The sequence below is a fragment of the Leifsonia sp. Soil_N53 genome, assembly GCF_057655165.1.
Genome location: NZ_JBDGMM010000042.1, coordinates 27692 through 41662 on the forward strand (window position 1 = coordinate 27692; position 13971 = coordinate 41662).

The 13971-nt window shown below is 72.3% G+C and carries 14 protein-coding genes; 8 read left to right on the plus strand and 6 right to left on the minus strand.

The features are described 5' to 3' along the window. Window positions 1–72: 72 nt before the first annotated feature. From xylB to AC3A3H_RS04605, 3 genes are all read right to left on the minus strand, one after another. Window positions 73–1512 (minus strand): xylulokinase, encoded by a 1440-nt coding sequence (xylB, locus tag AC3A3H_RS04595; protein ID WP_487613364.1) that lies wholly within the window; start codon window positions 1510–1512, stop codon window positions 73–75. A 105-nt stretch (window positions 1513–1617) separates the two neighbouring features. Continuing rightward, window positions 1618–2811: a xylose isomerase gene (gene xylA / locus AC3A3H_RS04600; RefSeq protein WP_487613365.1), complete on the minus strand. Its 1194-nt coding sequence runs from the start codon at window positions 2809–2811 to the stop codon at window positions 1618–1620. An 88-nt stretch (window positions 2812–2899) separates the two neighbouring features. After that, window positions 2900–3865, minus strand: coding sequence for an acetylxylan esterase (locus tag AC3A3H_RS04605; RefSeq protein WP_487613366.1), 966 nt, complete (start codon window positions 3863–3865; stop codon window positions 2900–2902). An 84-nt stretch (window positions 3866–3949) separates the two neighbouring features. Between AC3A3H_RS04605 and AC3A3H_RS04610 the strand changes: the two genes are divergently transcribed. The 7 genes from AC3A3H_RS04610 (at window position 3950) to AC3A3H_RS04640 (ending at window position 11588) form a co-directional block, all read left to right on the plus strand. Further along, complete coding sequence (locus tag AC3A3H_RS04610) at window positions 3950–4972, plus strand: LacI family DNA-binding transcriptional regulator (RefSeq protein WP_487613367.1); 1023 nt, start codon at window positions 3950–3952, stop codon at window positions 4970–4972. A gap of 120 nt (window positions 4973–5092) precedes the next feature. Further along, on the plus strand, window positions 5093–6280 hold the full coding sequence (locus tag AC3A3H_RS04615; RefSeq protein WP_487613368.1) for a Gfo/Idh/MocA family protein: 1188 nt from the start codon (window positions 5093–5095) through the stop codon (window positions 6278–6280). A gap of 73 nt (window positions 6281–6353) precedes the next feature. Beyond that, the gene (locus AC3A3H_RS04620; RefSeq protein ID WP_487613369.1) at window positions 6354–7046 is read left to right on the plus strand and encodes a ThuA domain-containing protein; all 693 of its coding nucleotides are present in this window, start codon (window positions 6354–6356) and stop codon (window positions 7044–7046) included. After that, complete coding sequence (locus AC3A3H_RS04625; protein WP_487613370.1) at window positions 7031–8128, plus strand: Gfo/Idh/MocA family protein; 1098 nt, start codon at window positions 7031–7033, stop codon at window positions 8126–8128. Before AC3A3H_RS04620 ends, AC3A3H_RS04625 begins: the two co-directional genes overlap by 16 nt. Window positions 8129–8226: 98 nt before the next feature. Then, window positions 8227–9411, plus strand: coding sequence for an ROK family transcriptional regulator (locus tag AC3A3H_RS04630; RefSeq protein ID WP_487613371.1), 1185 nt, complete (start codon window positions 8227–8229; stop codon window positions 9409–9411). Window positions 9412–9642: 231 nt separating this feature from the next. Next, window positions 9643–10872: a multidrug effflux MFS transporter gene (locus tag AC3A3H_RS04635; protein ID WP_487613372.1), complete on the plus strand. Its 1230-nt coding sequence runs from the start codon at window positions 9643–9645 to the stop codon at window positions 10870–10872. 29 nt (window positions 10873–10901) lie between these two features. Further along, window positions 10902–11588 carry a phosphatase PAP2 family protein gene (locus AC3A3H_RS04640; RefSeq protein ID WP_487613373.1) on the plus strand — a complete coding sequence of 229 codons (687 nt, stop codon included), beginning with the start codon at window positions 10902–10904 and terminating at the stop codon, window positions 11586–11588. 10 nt (window positions 11589–11598) lie between these two features. On the opposite strand, the gene AC3A3H_RS04645 is transcribed toward AC3A3H_RS04640, so the two are convergent. Then, window positions 11599–12480, minus strand: a complete 882-nt coding sequence (locus tag AC3A3H_RS04645) for an aminoglycoside phosphotransferase family protein (RefSeq protein WP_487613374.1) — start codon at window positions 12478–12480, stop codon at window positions 11599–11601. 17 nt (window positions 12481–12497) lie between these two features. Between AC3A3H_RS04645 and AC3A3H_RS04650 the strand changes: the two genes are divergently transcribed. Beyond that, on the plus strand, window positions 12498–13106 hold the full coding sequence (locus tag AC3A3H_RS04650) for a GNAT family N-acetyltransferase (RefSeq protein ID WP_487613375.1): 609 nt from the start codon (window positions 12498–12500) through the stop codon (window positions 13104–13106). Between the two features lie 22 nt (window positions 13107–13128). Here AC3A3H_RS04650 and AC3A3H_RS04655 read toward each other — a convergent pair whose 3' ends face one another. Then, window positions 13129–13695: a hypothetical protein gene (locus AC3A3H_RS04655; RefSeq protein WP_487613376.1), complete on the minus strand. Its 567-nt coding sequence runs from the start codon at window positions 13693–13695 to the stop codon at window positions 13129–13131. Next, window positions 13692–13937 (minus strand): hypothetical protein, encoded by a 246-nt coding sequence (locus tag AC3A3H_RS04660; RefSeq protein WP_487613377.1) that lies wholly within the window; start codon window positions 13935–13937, stop codon window positions 13692–13694. Before AC3A3H_RS04660 ends, AC3A3H_RS04655 begins: the two co-directional genes overlap by 4 nt. Between the last annotated feature and the right edge of the window lie 34 nt (window positions 13938–13971).

A 13971-nucleotide genomic window follows, 5' to 3' on the forward strand; every position in this document is an offset into this window, starting at 1 on the left:
ACCAGCCCGCTCAGCGCGCCAATCTCCTCCGCACACCGCCATCACACGGTGGTCTTGCCCGGATCTCCTCCGTTACGACACCGGCAGGTACAGCGCCCGCTGCTCCCGGATGACCGGCCGCGTGTCCACGGCCAGCGGCGCCGCCGCCTCCACGGTCCAGGACGGCCGGGCGCCGGTCAGCGCCCACGCCGCCTGAACGGCCCCGCCGTCGGCGACATACTCGCCAGGGGCCGGCACCACGACCGGTGCGTCGAACACTTGCGCCGCGATCGCCGCGACCGCGCGGTTCTGCGCCGCTCCGCCGATCAGGAGGATGCGCTTCTCGCGCACGCCGACCACGCGCACGGCGTCGAGGCCGTCCGCGAGCCCGCACAGCATCCCCTCGATGGCGGCACGCGCGAAGGTCGCCGGCCGGGTGTTCGCGATGTTCAGTCCGTGGAAGCTCGCGGTCGCGTCCGGCAGGTTCGGTGTGCGCTCTCCCTCGAAGTACGGCACGAGCACGACGCCCTCCGCGCCAGGCTCCACCGACAGGGCGAGCTCGGCGAGCTGGTCGAAGTCCACCGAGAGCAGCTCGGCGACCGAGCTCAGCACGCGCGCGGCGTTGAGCGTCGCGATCAGCGGGAGGTTGAGTCCGCCCGCGTCCGCGAAGCCCGCCACCGTGCCGGTCGCGTCCGCGATCGGAGCGTCCGTCACGGCGAACACCGTCCCGCTGGTTCCGATGGAGACGACCACGTCGCCGTCCGCGGCGCCCAGGCCGAGAGCCGCGCCCGCGTTGTCGCCCGCGCCGGGGCCCACCAGCACGCCGGCCGGGGTGCGGCCGGCGGAGTCCGCGGGGCCGAGCACGCGGGGGAGGACGACCGCGCCGGCGGACGCCGGCGAGCCGGCCTCCCGTCCCGCGCGTCCCAGCGCCCGCTCGAACAGGTCGAAGTCGTACGCGCCCGTGGCCGCGCCCCAGTAGGCGGTGCCGCTGGCGTCCGAGCGGTCGGTGGTCAGCGCCTCCAAGTCGGGCCCGAGGGGGCTCTCGTCAGCCGGGCCGTAGCCAAGCAGACGCCAGGTCAGCCAGTCGTGCGGGAGGGCGACCGCGGCGACCCGCGCCGCGTTCTCCGGCTCGGCGTCGCGCAGCCAGCGCAGCTTGGTCGCCGTGAAGGAGGCCACCGGCACCACTCCGACGCGCTCGGCGTAGGCGTCGGCGCCGACCTCGTCGATCAGGTCGCGGGCGGCCTGCGCACTGCGGGTGTCGTTCCAGAGCAGGGCGTCGCGGATGACGCGGCCCTCGGCGTCCAGCACGACCATGCCGTGCTGCTGACCGCCGATGGAGATCGCGGCGACGTCGTCGAGGCCGCCGGCGGCCGACAGGGCCTCCTGCAGCGCGCTCCACCACGCGGCCGGATCGACCTCCGTGCCGTCCGGGTGCGTGGCCCGGCCGGTGCGCAGCAGCGCACCCGTCTCCAGGTCGCGCACGACCACCTTGCAGCTCTGCGTCGACGAGTCGACTCCCGCGACCAGCGTCACGAACTCACCTCACTTCTCAAGAATCAGCCGCCGAGGGGCACGTCGTTGTCGCTTTCCTCGTGGAGAAGTGACGACGACGTGCCCCTCGGCACACAACGGGTCGGGTCAGCCGCGGGCGCCGAGCAGGTGCTCGAGGGCGAGCTGCTGCAGGCGCACGAAGCCGAAGCCCTTGCCGCCGAAGTAGGCGCTCGCGTCGAAGTCCTCGTACGCGCTGCGGTCGGCGAGCAGGTCGTCGTAGCTCTCGCCCGCGCCGAGGGTCGGCTTCGACAGCTCGGTCACGCGCGCGGCCTCCAGCGCCTCCTGCACCTCCGGGTCGGCGCGGAACGCGGCCGCCCGCTCCTTGAGCAGCAGGTAGGTGCGCATGTTCGCGGCGGCCGAGTCCCACACGCCGGTGATGTCCTCGGTGCGCGACGGCTTGTAGTCGAAGTGGCGCGGGCCGTCGTAGGCCGGGCCGCCGTTCGGGCCGCCGTTCTCGAGCAGGTCGACGAGGGCGAAGGCGTTCTGGAGGTCGCCGTGGCCGAACACGAGGTCCTGGTCGTACTTGATGCCGCGCTGGCCGTTGAGGTCGATGTGGTAGAGCTTGCCGTGGTAGAGCGCCTGGGCGATGCCGGCGGCGAAGTTCAGGCCCGCCATCTGCTCGTGACCGACCTCGGGGTTGACGCCGACGAGCTCCGGGCGCTCCAGCGAGTCGATGAACGCCAGGGCGTGGCCGAGCGTCGGCAGCAGGATGTCGCCGCGCGGCTCGTTCGGCTTCGGCTCGATCGCGAAGCGGATGTCGTAGCCCTTGTCGGTGACGTAGTCGCCGAGCAGGTTGACGGCCTCCCGGTAGCGCTCGAGCGCGGCCTGGATGTTCTTGGCCGAGTCGTACTCGGCGCCCTCGCGGCCGCCCCACATCACGAACGTCTTGGCGCCGAGCTCGGCGGCCAGGTCGAGGTTGCGGAGGACCTTGCGCAGCGCGAAGCGGCGCACGGCGCGGTCGTTGGAGGTGAAGCCGCCGTCCTTGAAGACGGGGGCGCTGAACAGGTTGGTGGTGACCATCGGCACGATGACGCCGGTGTCGGCGAGCACCTGCTTGAGGCGGTCGATTTGCTTCTGGCGCTCGGCGTCGGTCGATCCGAAGGCGAACAGGTCGTCGTCGTGGAAGGTGAGGCCGTAGGCGCCGAGCTCGTTGAGCTTGGTCACCGCCTCAACGACGTCGAGCTGGGGCCGGGTCGGGCCGCCGAACGGGTCGGTGCCGTTGTAGCCGATGGTCCACAGACCGAACGAGAACTTGTCGGCGCGGGTGGGGGTGAGGCTCATGGAAGGTTCCTTCAGCGTCGTCGGTGATTTGTTGTTTCACTAAACTTATACCAGCCGAAGCGGCCGAGCGCCACTCCGGAGCCGGAGCTCAGATCCGCTCCGCCAGCCAGGCGGCCTGCTTGTGCCAGTGCGCCGCCTGCCCGCCCTCGTGGCCGTTGAACGGGTACACCTCGATCGCCCGGTCCGCCGCGGCCAGGTGGTTGTAGGCGGCGAACGTCGTGGAGGGCGGCACGATCGTGTCCATCAGCGCGACCGAGAACAGCGACGGGGCGTGGATGCGCCGGGCGAAGTTCACGCCGTCGAGGTACGAGAGCGTGCGGAAGACCGCGTCCACCTCGTCGCGGTGCACCGACAGGTAGGTGGCCAGCTCCTGGAACGGCCCGCCGATCGCGACGTCGGTGCCGCGCCGGTACGCGCACAGGAAGGCGACGTCCGGGAGCACCGCCTGCACGCCGGCCAGCGCGCCGGCCGCCAGCGCGATGCCGCCGCCCTGGCTGCCGCCGGTCACCGCGATCCGGTCCGGGTCGACGAACGGCAGCGTGCGGGCGGCGTCCACGGCGCGCACCGCGTCGGTGAACACGCGCCGGTAGTAGTGCGCGCGGGGGTCGTGGATGCCGCGCGTCATGTAGCCGGGGGACGCCGGCCCCGACCCGTGCGGGTCGGCCGTGTCGCCTCCCGTGCCCCAGCCGCTGCCCTGGCCGCGGGTGTCCATGAAGACGTGCACGTAGCCGGCGAGGGCCCAGCCGACGTTCTCGCCCGCGAGGCCGCGCCCGCCGCCGTAGCCCTGGTACTGCACGACCGTCGGCAGCGGGCCGTCCGCGTGCAGCGGCCGCGACACCCACGCGCGCACCGGCTCCCCGCCGAAGCCGGGGAAGGTGAGGTCCTCGACGATCAGCTGGGTCACCGGCGTCGTCGCCGGTATGAGCACGACGTCGCCGCTGGCCGCACGGGACTCCGCGAGGGTGGACTCCCAGAAGGCGTCGAAGTCGGCGGGCTCCTCGACCTCCGGGCGGAAGTCGACGAGGGAGGTGAAGGGCAGATCGGTGAGCGGCATCGGTCTCCTTGGGGCCGGAAGGGAGTACGGAAGTTTTCGCGAGACGGCACGAAAGCCTGGCCGACATTGTGGCACAGTGTCTCCATGCCTGAACCGACCGCTGCGCCGAGCCGTCCCACGCTGGACGCCATCGCGCAGCAGGCGGCGGTGTCGCTGTCCACCGTGTCGAAGGTCCTCAATGGGCGTCCCGGCGTCTCGGCGCCGACCAGGGCGCGCGTCGAGGAGCTGCTCCACGACTCCGGCTACGCGCGCCGTGGGCCGCTCCCGGAGCGCGGCGGCCTGATCGAGCTGGTGGTGACCGACCTCCTGAGCGAGTGGTCCGTCGAGATCATCCGCGGCGTCGAGCGGGTCACGAGGGAGGCCGGTTTCGTGCTCGCCCTCTCGGCGCTGGGCGACCACCTCGAGCCGGGCGGCGACTGGATCTCCGGCGTGCTCAACCGGAAGCCGGTCGCGGTGATCCTCCAGTTCTCCAACCTCACAGCCGAGCACCGGCAGCGGCTGCGCACGCGCAACATCCCGTTCGTGGTGGTGGACCCGGCCGGCGACCCGCCGCCGGACGTCCCGGCCATCGGCGCGACCAACTGGGCGGGCGGCGTCACGGCGACCCGGCACCTGATCGACCTCGGCCACGAGCGGATCGCGGTGGTCTCCGGCCCGCCCGACCTGATGTGCTCGCGAGCGCGTGTTGGCGGGTTCCAGTCCGCGCTCGCCGAGGCCGGCCTCGCGTTCGATCCATCGCTCGCCGGGGTGGGCGGCTTCTACCGCGCCGACGGGGAGCGCGAGGGCCGCCGGCTGCTCGACCGCGCCGACCGCCCGACCGCCATCGTCTGCGGCAACGACCTGCAGGCGCTCGGCGTGATGGACGCGGCGTTCGCCCTCGGCCTGGACGTGCCGGGCGACGTGTCGATCGTGGGCTTCGACGACGTCGCGCCCGCGTCCTGGGCGCGGCCCGCGCTGACGACCGTGCGCCAGCCGCTGCAGGAGATGGCCGAGGTCGCGACGCGCACGGCGATGCGCCTGCGCGCCGGCGACCTGGAGAACACCCGGCTGGAGTTGGCGACGTCGCTGGTCGTGCGCGACTCGACGGCGCCTCCGCGCGGCCGCTGAGCCGTCGGGGCCTGGAAAGTTTTCCAAGCTACGGCCGAAACTTGCGAACGCCGGTGGCCGCCGATTAGCGTCACGCACGAATACTGGAACAACACCCACGACGCGAAGGAGCGGGGACGGATGACGGAAGCGGCACGTGAGCTGCGGGTGGCGATGGTCGGCTACGGCTTCATGGGCGCCGCCCACTCCCAGGGCTGGCGGGTCGCACCGCGGTTCTTCGACCTGGACGCCGAGCCGGTGATGGCCACGATCGTCGGCCGCGACCGCGACCGGGTGGAGGCCGCCCGCGTGAAGTTCGGCTGGCAGCACGCCGAGACGGACTGGCGTCGCGTGGTGGAGGACCCGGACATCGACATCGTGGACATCTGCTCGCCCGGCTCCTCGCACGCCGAGATCGCGATCGCCGCGCTGGACGCCGGCAAGCACGTGCTGTGCGAGAAGCCGCTGGCCAATACCGTGGCGGAGGCGGAGGCGATGGTCGCCGCCGCCGAGCGCGCGGCCGCGCGCGGAGTGCGCTCGATGGTGGGCTTCAGCTACCGGCGCGTCCCGGCGATCGGCTACGCGCGGCAGCTCGTGCAGGAGGGCCGCCTCGGCGCGATCCGCCAGGTGCGCGCGCTCTACCTCCAGGACTGGCTGCGCGACGAGGACGGCCCGATGACCTGGCGGCTCGACAAGGAGGCCGCCGGCTCCGGCTCGCTCGGCGACATCGGCGCGCACGCGATCGACCTCGTCGAGCACCTGACCGGCTCGAAGCTGTCGACGGTCTCCGGCACGCTGGCGACGTTCGTGGAGGAGCGCCCGCTGCTGGGCGAGACGGTCGGCCTCTCCGGCACGGCCTCCACCGAGCGCGGCCGCGTGACCGTGGACGACGCCGCCTGGTTCACCGCGCGCCTCACCGGAGGCGCCGCGGCGGGCGCGATCGGGGCCTTCGAGGCCACCCGCTACGCGACCGGCCGCAAGAACTCGCTCCGGATCGAGCTGAGCGGCTCCCGCGGCGCGATCGCCTTCGACCTGGAGGCGATGAACGAGCTGGAGTTCTACGACGCCACAGCGCCCGCGGGGGAACAGGGCTTCACGCGGATCATCGTGACCGAGCCCGAGCACCCGTACATGGCGAACTGGTGGCCCACCGGCCACGCGATCGGCTACGAGCACGCGTTCAGCCACCAGATCAAGGACTTCGTCGACGCGGTCACCCGCGGCGCCGACCCGGAGCCGTCCTTCGCGGACGGCCTCCACATCCAGCACGTGCTGGCCGCCGTCGAGCAGTCCGCCGCCGACGGCAGCGCCTGGACGCCGACCTCCTGAGCTCCGCACCCGGCCGAGCGCCGCACCCTGCGCGAATGCCGCATCATCTGACCCGTACCACCCGGAAGGAACCATGACCAGACAAGCCCTCGTCGTCCGCGGCGGCTGGGACGGGCACATGCCCGTCGAGACCACCAACCTCTTCATCCCGTTCCTGGAGGAGAACGGCTTCACCGTGCGGGTGGAGGAGAGCACCGCCGTCTACACGGACGAGGCGTTCATGGACACGGTCGACCTCATCGTGCAGATCAACACCATGAACACCATCGAGGACGCCGAGTTCGCGGGCCTCCAGCGCGCGATCCTGAACGGCGCCGGGATGGCCGGCTGGCACGGCGGCATCGCCGACTCCTACCGGAACAACGCCGACTACCTGCACATGATCGGCGGCCAGTTCGCCCACCACGCGGGCAAGAACCCGGCCGAGCGCATCGGCGAGCAGTCCGACAACTACATCCCGTTCACCGTGCACATCACGGACTACGGCAAGGCGCACCCGATCACCACGGGGATCGACGACTTCGACCTGGTGACCGAGCAGTACTGGGTGCTGAGCGACGAGTACAACGACGTCCTGGCCACGACCACGCAGAGCGTGCGCCCGTGGGACGCCTGGAACCGACCGGTCACCGCACCGGCCATCTGGACGCGCCAGTGGGGCAAGGGCCGCATCTTCGTCTCCGCGCCGGGTCACCGGCTGGAGATCGTCGAGAGCCAGCCCGTGCGCACCATCATCGAGAGGGGGCTGCTGTGGGCAGCACGCTGAACGTCGGAGTGATCGGAGTCGGCGTCATCTCGGCGCAGTACTTCGCTGAGTTCCCGAAACTGCCGAACCTGCGCCTGCACGCGGTGGCCGACCTCGACCTCGACCGGGCGAGGGCCGTCGCCGCTGAGCAGGGCGTCGAGGCGATGAGCGTGGACGAGCTGCTCGCGCATCCCGAGGTGGATGTCGTGCTCAACCTGACCATCCCGCTGGCTCACGCGGACGTCGCCCTGCGCGCGCTCGCCGCGGGCAAGCACGTCTACGGCGAGAAGCCGCTCGCGCTGACGACCGCCGAGGCGGCGCCCGTGCTGGAGCGCGCCGACGAGCTCGGCCTCCGGGTGGGCTGCGCGCCGGACACGGTGCTCGGCACCGGAATCCAGACCGCGCGCGCCGTGCTCGACGAGGGCCGGATCGGCGTGCCGTTCGGCGCCGCCGTGGCGTGGACCGCGCCCGGGCACGAGCTGTGGCATCCCGCGCCCGCGTTCTACTACCAGCCGGGAGGCGGCCCGCTGCTCGACATGGGGCCGTACTACCTGACCTCGCTCGTGACCTTCTTCGGGCCGGTCGTGCGTGTCTCCGGGGCGACCAGGCGGACGGAGCGCGAGCGCACCATCGCCACCGGCCCCAACGCGGGCGCCGCTGTGCCCGTGGACGTGGAGACGCACGTGACGGCGATCCTCGAGCACGCCTCCGGCGTGGTCTCGACGGTGACCGTGTCGTTCGAGGTGTGGGCCTCCCGTGCGCCGCTGTTCGAGGTGTTCGGCACCGCGGGGACGCTCGCCGTGCCCGACCCCAACCACTTCTCGGATCCGGTGCTCATCGCGACCGCGGACGACCGCGAGTTCCGCGAGGTGGAGGTCGCCGGCGGGTACGCCGACGCGGGCCGCGGCTTCGGCCTGGCCGACCTCGCCCGCGCGATCGAGACCGGCCGGCCGCACCGCGCGTCGGGCGAGCTCGCGTTCCACGTGCTCGAGATCATGGAGGCCGTGCTCACCGCGGGCGCCCGGCACGAGGTCGTGACGCTGACCTCCACGGTCGAGCGGCCGGAGGCGGTGCCGCTGGGGTCGCGACCCGAGACGTGGTGACGGCTCGAGACGTGGTGACGGCTCGGTGACCTCGTGAGGCCCCGGTGACCCCGTGAGGTCCGGCCGACCCCTCGACCTGTAATACAGTGACCGGGACCATGAACGGCGGAACGACTGCGGGGACGAACCTCGACACGGTGCGGAGGCACAACCTCTCCGCCGTGCTCGGAATGGTGCACCGCGGCGGCCCGCTGGCGCGTTCGGCGCTCACGCAGGCCACCGGGCTGAACCGGTCGACCATCGGCGCGCTCGTGGGCGAGCTGGCCGACCTGGGGCTGGTGCGCGAGCGCGAGCCGGAGACCAGCAACCGGGTCGGGCGGCCGTCGCCGGTGGTCGCCGCCGACGGCCGGGTCGTGGCGCTCGCCGTGAACCCGGAGGTCGACGCCGTCACCGTCGGCATCGTCGGGCTCGACGCACAGGTGCACCGGCGGGTGCGCTATCCCACCGGGCACGTGCCGACCGCGCAGGAGGCCGCGGCCATCGCCTCGGCCGTGATCGACGGGCTGCGGCCCGAGCTGGCCGCGGCCTCCCGGATCGTCGGCATCGGCGTCGCGATGCCGGGCCTCGTGCGCGAGGAGGACGGCGTGGTCCGGCTCGCCCCGCACCTGGAATGGGCCGAGGAGCCGTTCGCGGCCGAGCTCGCCGAGGCGACCGGCTATCCGGTGGCCGCCGCCAACGACGCCCGCCTGGGCGCCAACGCCGAGCGCCTGTTCGGCGCGGGCAAGGGCGCCGAGGACCTCGTCTACGTCAACGGCGGCGCGTCCGGCATCGGCGCGGGCGTCATCGTCGGCGGGAGGCCGTTGACCGGCATCAGCGGGTACGCCGGCGAGCTCGGTCACACCCTGGTGAACTCGGTCGGCGTGCGCTGCCACTGCGGCGCGATCGGCTGCCTGGAGACCGAGGTGAGCCAGCGCGCGTTGCTGGGGGTGCTCGGCCTGGTGTCCGCCGACCCCGACGAGCTCTCCCGGGCGCTCACTGCGGCGGTCGCGGCGGGCGACGCGGCCGTGCTCGCGGAGGTGGACCGCCAGCTCGGCTTCCTCGCGGTCGCGCTGCGCAACGCGACCAACGTCTTCGATCCGGAGCGGATCGTGCTCGGTGGCTTCCTGGGAGCGCTGCACGAGCTGGCGCCGGGCCGCCTGCCCGAGCTCGTCGCCGCTCAGGCGCTGGCCGCCTCCGTCGAGACCCTGACGATCACGCGCGCCGCGCTCGGCAGCGACATCCTCATGATCGGCGCCGCCGAACTGGCTTTCGCACCGCTTCTCGCGTCCCCCTCCGCGGCGTAGCGACGCCGTCGGCCCCGGATACGTGGGGCGACGGGGTGGCCCGCGAAAATGGGGGGATGCGCACGTTCACATTTGTGCCGCGGAGGCTGTAAGCTTAGACCTGCGCCCAAGGTCGAATCGATTCGAACGGGCGGCTTCCAGCACCGCGACCCGTCGCGGTGCTGTCGTTTTGCGTCCAGCGCCGGGCGCGTACCCCCTCCCCGCAGGCCCTCCAGCAGAAGGACTCTTTTCGTGACCACCGTGGTGCATCCCGGCGACTCGCTCACCGGCCGTCAGCGCTTGGCGTACATCCTGATCCTCGGCGCGCTCACCGCACTCGGGCCGTTCACGATCGACATGTACCTGCCGGCGCTCCCCACGCTGGAGACCGACTTCAACGTCTCGACGGCGATCATCCAGCTGACACTCACGGCGACCACGATCGGCTTCGGGCTGGGTCAGCTCCTGGTGGGCCCGTGGTCGGACAAGATCGGCCGCCGGGTGCCGCTCATCGCCGCCACCGGCGTCCACATCTTCGCCTGTCTCGCCGCGGCGATCGCGCCCAACGTCGAGCTGCTGGGCATCGCCCGCGCGCTGATGGGGATCGGCGCCGCCGCGGGCGGTGTCGTCGCGATGGCGATGGTCCGCGACCTGTTCGGCGGCCGCCCGCTCGTGCGGATGCTCAGCCGGCTCGCGCTCGTCAACGGCCTCGCGCCCGTCCTGGCCCCGGTGCTCGGCTCCTGGCTGCTGCTGGTGATGCCGTGGCGGGGCATCTTCGTCGTGCTCGCCTGCTACGGGGTGTTCGTGATCACGTGCGTCTCGCTGTGGATCGCCGAGACGCTCCCGAAGGCCCGTCGCCGCGACGCCGGCCACTCGACCGTCGGGCAGCGCTACCGCTCCGTGCTGAGCGACCGGGTCTTCGTAGGCATCGCGATCGTCGGTGCCGCGAACTTCACCGGCCTGTTCTCCTACCTGTCGGCGAGCCCGTTCATCTTCCAGGGTCTCTACTCGTTCACACCGCAGGAGTACGGCCTGCTGTTCGCGGTGAACTCGATCGGCATCATCATCGGCGTCCAGTCGGCGTCGCGCCTGACCAAGTACGTCGGGCCGCAGTGGATCCTCGCGGTCTCGACGATCGTGATGCTGCTGGCGTCGCTGACGATCGTCGTTCTCGACCAGGCCCACGTCGGCATCTGGGGCGTCGCGATCCCGCTCTGGTTCTTCATCGCGGCCTGCGGGTTCGGCTTCCCGTGCGTGCAGGTGCTGGCGCTCAACAACCACGGTCACGAGGCCGGGACGGCGGCGAGCCTCCTGGGCGCGCTCAACTTCGGCTCGGCGGGCGTGTTCTCGCCGATCGTGGGGCTGCTGGGCACCGGCAGCGCGGCTCCGATGGGCGCGATGATGGCGATCTGCGCGACGGTGTCGATCGCCTCGCTGTGGCTGATCGTGCGCCCGCGGACCGTGCCGGCGCTCGCGCACTGAGGGAGGGCGGGCCGGGGTACCGTGATGGCATGACCGCGCCTCCGCCGCTCCGCCCCGCCGCGCGGATCCAGCGCCGCTGGCCGCTGATCTCCGCCACTGTCGCGATCGCCCTGGTGCTGGCCATCGGCGCGATCCTGGTGTTCCGGCACGACGAGCCGTTCGCCGTCGACCTGGCGTGGATGGAGGAGGTCATCGAGCACCGCTCGCCGGTGTGGACGGTGCCCGCCCTGTTCTTCAACTACGTCGGGGGCGGCATCCTCGGCTCGGTGGTCGTCCCGGTGCTGATCTTCCTGACGCTCCTGGCCTTCCGGAGGCCGTGGGGCGCCGGCTACTTCGCGATCGCGAGCGCGGCGTCGGTGATCTGCGTGCAGGTCCTCAAGCACACGGTCGGACGCGCACGGCCGACGGAGATCCTGGTCGTCTCCGACACGGGTTCATTCCCGTCCGGGCATACGGCCAACGCGGCGACGATGGCGGTCGTGTTCGCGATCCTCTTCCCGAGGGTGTGGGTGTGGTGCGCCGGGGCCGTGTGGACGGTCCTCATGGCGGTCAGCCGCACCTACCTCGGCGCGCACTGGCTGAGCGACACGATCGGCGGCATCCTGCTCGGTGCCGGCGTCGCGGTCATCGTGTGGGCTCCGCTCGCGTACAAGCTGGCCGAGGAGGGCCTCCGGCCGCACCCGTTCATTCTGAGCAGGGCCCCGGCGAAGACCTAGCCGCGAAGGCCTAGCCGCCGGAGCGCGAGCTCAGCGCTCGCGACGCCCGCAGCCCCACGCCGACGGCGATCGCCGCGTCGCCGCCGCCCCGCTCCGACCACGCCGCCGAAAGGCCGGCCCAGGCGAGCGCCCAGCGCAGCATCCGCCGCTCGCCGATCCCCGTCTCCGCGCCGATGACGGCCACGGCCCGCTCCAGCCGTCCCGGAGCCAGCGCCACCGCCACGTCCGGGTTGCAGAGGATGTTGGCGAAGTCGAACGCCGGGTCGCCGTGCAGGTGCTTGGGATCGATCGCCAGCCAGCCGTCGCCGCCGAAGTCGAGCACGTTGCCGTGGTGGAGGTCGCCGTGCAGCACGACATCGCCCTCTGGGGTGGCCAGCAGCGCGCGGGCCTCCGCCGCCGCGCGCACGAACATGCCGCCGTGGGCATGCGGGTGCGCGGCGGCGTGCTCGAACAGCTCCGCGAACCAGCGTCGGAGGTCGAAGAGGCCGTCCGGGCGGGGCCGATCGTCGATCCGGTGCAGCCGCAGCGCCGCGCGGCAGAGGATACGGGTCGCCTCGTCGTCGCCGTCCGCGCCGGAGGCCGCCGACGCCGCGAGGTCGCCGTCGCCTGAGGCGCGCGCGAGGACCAGCGCGTCGCCCTCGGCGGCCAGCACCGGAGCTGCGCCGCGTCCGTCCCACCAGCGCAGGACACGCCCGCCTGCAGCCTCCTCGGCTGCCGTCGCCAGCTTGAGGAACGCGGCGCGGCCTCCCAGCGAGACCGGCTGCAGCACGCTCGACGCCGTCGCGAACGCGGGGCCATCCGGCGCCAGCGCCCAGCGGGCTCGCCAGGGTGCGAGCAGCGCGTCGGGATCGGGACCGCCGCTCAGCGGCCCGGCGGGGGCGGACGGGCTCACGCTGCCATACTGGCACGGTGACGTCGATCCGCCTGTACCGCCCGGCCGACCGCGCGGACGTCTACGACGTCTGCGTCCGGACCGGCGCGGGCGGCGCCGACGCCAGCGGGCTCTACTCGGACGACGACCTCCTGCCCGATGTCTTCGCCGGGCCCTACCTGGAGTACCAGCCCGATCTGGCGTTCGTGGTCGACACGGGCGAGCGCGTGGCCGGCTACGTGATCGCGGTGGCGGACAGCAGGGCGTACGCCGACTGGTACGACGAGCAATGGCTGCCCGGCTTCCGCGAGCGTCATCCGCTCGACGCGGCGCCCACCGCGGAGGAGCGGGAGGCCATCGGCGATGGGCTGGACCAGCACGAGTCGATCGTGCCCGAGGCCGACCGGTATCCGGCCCACCTGCACATCGACCTGCTGCCGGAGCTCCAGCGCCGCGGCTTCGGCCGCCGCCTCATCCGGGAGCTCCTGGCCGCCCTCCGTGAGCGCGGCGTCCCGGGCGTCTACCTCCGGGTGTCGCCCACTAACACCGGCGCGCTGGCGTTCTATCGCCGGCTCGGCTTCCGGGAGCTGCCCTCCAGCCGTCCAGACGGGCCGGCACTCGCGATCGCGACCGACGCGGAGGTCTGAGCCGCAGGCGAGCGAGTCGCCGTCAGCGGAACCGCGGCATCCGCTCGAACCAGTACAGCAGCTCGGGCGAGCGGCGCCGGAGCTGCGTCATGGTCATGAAGTCCTCGGGCCGGGTCACCGGTACGTCGAGCTCCTCTGCGACCCGCTCCATGTCCTCCGTCGACCAGAACTGCCCGCGCATCCGGATGAGCATCCGGCCGTCGTTCCCGACGACGAAGAGCTGGGGGAGCGTGTCGAGGGTGCTGCCGTCGTACAGCCGGACCATCAGGATGGACCCGACGTCGGCGGGCCGGACGAACCGGACCTCGCCGAAGAAGCCGCGTTCCCTGACCCCGCCCTCCCGCAGCGTGATCGTTGCGCTGAGGAACGCGTACACGCCCACGATGGTCGCCAGCACGACGGCCAGGTGGGCGAAGAGGACGTACGTCCAGGCGCCGTCCGGGATGGTGAGCCAGTACAGCACAGCGAAGACCGGCGTCGTGAGGGCGAGGACGGCCGTGAGGCCGCGCGTGAACAGATCCCGGAACGGTCGAAGGACAGTCTCCTTCGCCACGTCCGTGCCGACCCCCGATTGCTGCTGCCTGCTCATCGTTTAGAGCTTGACGGATTCCTGTCGTCGTCTGTAGCGGCATTTTGGGGGACACGGCGCTGAACCTCGGCGAGGTGCTTCGCGCGCAGCGAGCGGACCCGGAAGGCGGACAGGATGGTGGCGAGCACCCCGACGGCGAACAGGATCGCCGTCGCGAGGTCGTGCATCGAGCGGCCGATCAGGACGGTCACGGCGGCCAGCGCCACGGTGGCGCACAGCTGCGAGAACATCTTGCCGGTCATCGTACATATCTAACATGCCGCGCAGGCGGCGGCC